This window comes from Nonomuraea ferruginea, assembly GCF_039540635.1.
GTDB classification, from domain to species: Bacteria; Actinomycetota; Actinomycetes; order Streptosporangiales; family Streptosporangiaceae; genus Nonomuraea; species Nonomuraea ferruginea.
In genome coordinates, this window is sequence record NZ_BAABFD010000050.1 from 1 (window position 1) to 2,266 (window position 2,266).

The window sequence follows — 2,266 nt, forward strand, 5'->3', positions numbered from 1 at the left end:
GCGGCTGGGGGAGCGGGGTTACGAGTACGGTGCGGCGTTCCAGGGGTTGCGGGCGTTGTGGCGTCGTGGTGAGGAGCTGTTCGCGGAGGTGGTGGCGCCGGAGGGCGTGGACGTGACCGGCTTCGGCATCCACCCCGCCCTGTTCGACGCCGTGTTCCACCCGCTGCTCGTCGCCGACCCCGCCGACGAGCTGCGCCTGCCCTTCGAGCTGCGCGGCCTGCGGCTGTACGAGGCGGGGGCGGGCACGCTGCGGGTCCGCCTGACCAGGACCGGTCCTGACGGGTGCGCCATCGAGGCGGCCGGTCCCTCGGGGCGTCCAGTGTTCTCGCTGGACTCCCTGCGAGCGCGCCCGGTGCCGGCCGAGTCGCTCGCCACGGCCGGTCTGCCGCTGTACGGGGTGGAGTGGGCCGAGGTGGCTCCCGCCGCGCCTGGCTCGGTGGAGCCGGAGGTGGTGTGGTGTGTGAGCGGGTCGGCGGACGTTCCGGTGGCGGTTCGGGAGCTGACCTCGCGCGTGCTTGCGGCGGTGAAGCAGGCTGGGGCGTCACCGGTCGTGTTCGCGACGCGGCCGGGGGATGTGGCCGGTGCGGCGGTGTGGGGGCTGGTGCGGTCGGCGCAGAGTGAGCAGCCGGGCCGGTTCGTGCTGGCGGAGGTGCCGGAGGGGTTCTCGGGCTGGGACGCGGTGCTGGCTTCGGGGGAGCCGCAGGTACGGGTGATCGACGGGCAGATCCTGGCCCCTCGCCTGATCCGCCGCCCCACGACCACTCCTTCCGCCACCTCCAGGTCTGGTGCGGTGCTGGTGACCGGTGGGACCGGGGGACTTGGTGCTCTGGTGGCGCTGCGGCTGGTGGAACTGCACGGGGTGCGGGATCTGGTGCTGGTGTCTCGGCGCGGGCCTCGGGCCGAGGGCGCGGCGGAGCTGGTGGCCAAGCTGGAGGACGCCGGTGCCCGAGTGCGGGTGGCGGCGTGTGACGTGTCCGACCGTGCGCAACTCGCGGACGTGGTGGCCTCGGCCGGGCCGCTGGCCGGTGTGGTCCATGTCGCCGGGGTGCTGGACGACGGGCTGGTCGAGGGGCTGACTCCGGAGCGGATCAGCGGGGTGCTGGGGCCGAAGGCGGACGCCGCCTGGTTCCTGCACGAGCTGACCCGGGATCTGGGGTTCTTCGTGTTGTTCTCCTCGCTGGCCGGAGTGCTGGGCAACGCGGGCCAGGGCAATTACGCGGCGGCGAACGCGTTCCTGGACGGGCTGGCGGTTGCCCGGCGTGCGGCGGGGCTGCCGGCGGTCTCCGTGGCCTGGGGACTCTGGGACGTGGAGTCCGGCATGACCGGTGTTCTGGCGGAGGCGGACAAGGCGCGGCTGGCCCGCGCGGGGATCGCGCCGCTCGCGGTGGAGGAAGGGCTGGCGTTGTTCGACGCGGCCCTGGCCGGCGATGTCGATCCGGTGGTGGTGGCGGCCCGCTGGGACATGGCGGGGCTGCGGGCGCGGGCGGAGAACGACACGCTGCCGGGAATGCTGCGCGGCCTCGTCCGCGTGCCACGCCGCGCCGCCGGACGGGCCGAGGGCGCGGGGTCGCTGGTGTCCCGGCTGTCGGAGCTGAACCGGGACGAGGCGCTGCGGCTGCTCACCGACACCGTACGCGACCACGTCGCAGCAGTGCTCGCCCACGGCAGCGCGGACAAGGTCGGCATCGACCGGGCCTTCAACCAGCTCGGCTTCGACTCACTGACCGCCGTCGAACTCCGCAACCGGCTCAACACCGACACCGGGCTGCGGCTGCCCGCGACCCTCGTCTTCGACCACCCGACCGTGCGGGTGCTGGCGCAGCACCTGTTCGACGCGCTGGCTCCCACGCAGCCGTCGCCCGAGGACATGCTGCGCGGCGCCCTGGAGCACGTGGGGTCGATGCTCACCACCGCCAAGGACGACAGCGAGATCATCCGCGGCAAGCTCGTCGCCGTGCTGAAGAGCGGCCTGGCCCGCTTCGGCACCGAACCGGACGGCGGCCGCCCCGACACGGTGGTGGACAAGATCGACGACGCCTCTGATGAGGAGATCTTCGCCCTCATCGACAACGACCTGTGACTGGAAGGGCCGGAGCGATGGAGAACGAGCAGAAGCTTCGCGATTACCTGAGGCGCGCGACCGTCGAGCTGGCGGAGACGCGTCAGCGGCTGGCTGAGGATCAGGGGCGCAGGCATGAGCCGGTGGCGATCGTGGGGATGGCGTGTCGTTTTCCGGGTGGGGTGGGTGGTCCGGAGGAGTTGTGGG

Annotated in this window: 2 protein-coding genes; both read left to right on the plus strand. The window is 72.9% G+C overall.

Going from position 1 to position 2,266, the window contains the following annotated elements; translation table 11 throughout:
• On the plus strand, positions 1-2,080 hold a 2,080-nt coding region (locus ABD999_RS43700), incomplete at its 5' end, for a type I polyketide synthase (protein WP_345483301.1).
• A 17-nt stretch (positions 2,081-2,097) separates the two neighbouring features.
• The coding region (locus ABD999_RS44085; RefSeq protein WP_219552639.1) for a polyketide synthase docking domain-containing protein at positions 2,098-2,266 on the plus strand (169 nt) is incomplete at its 3' end.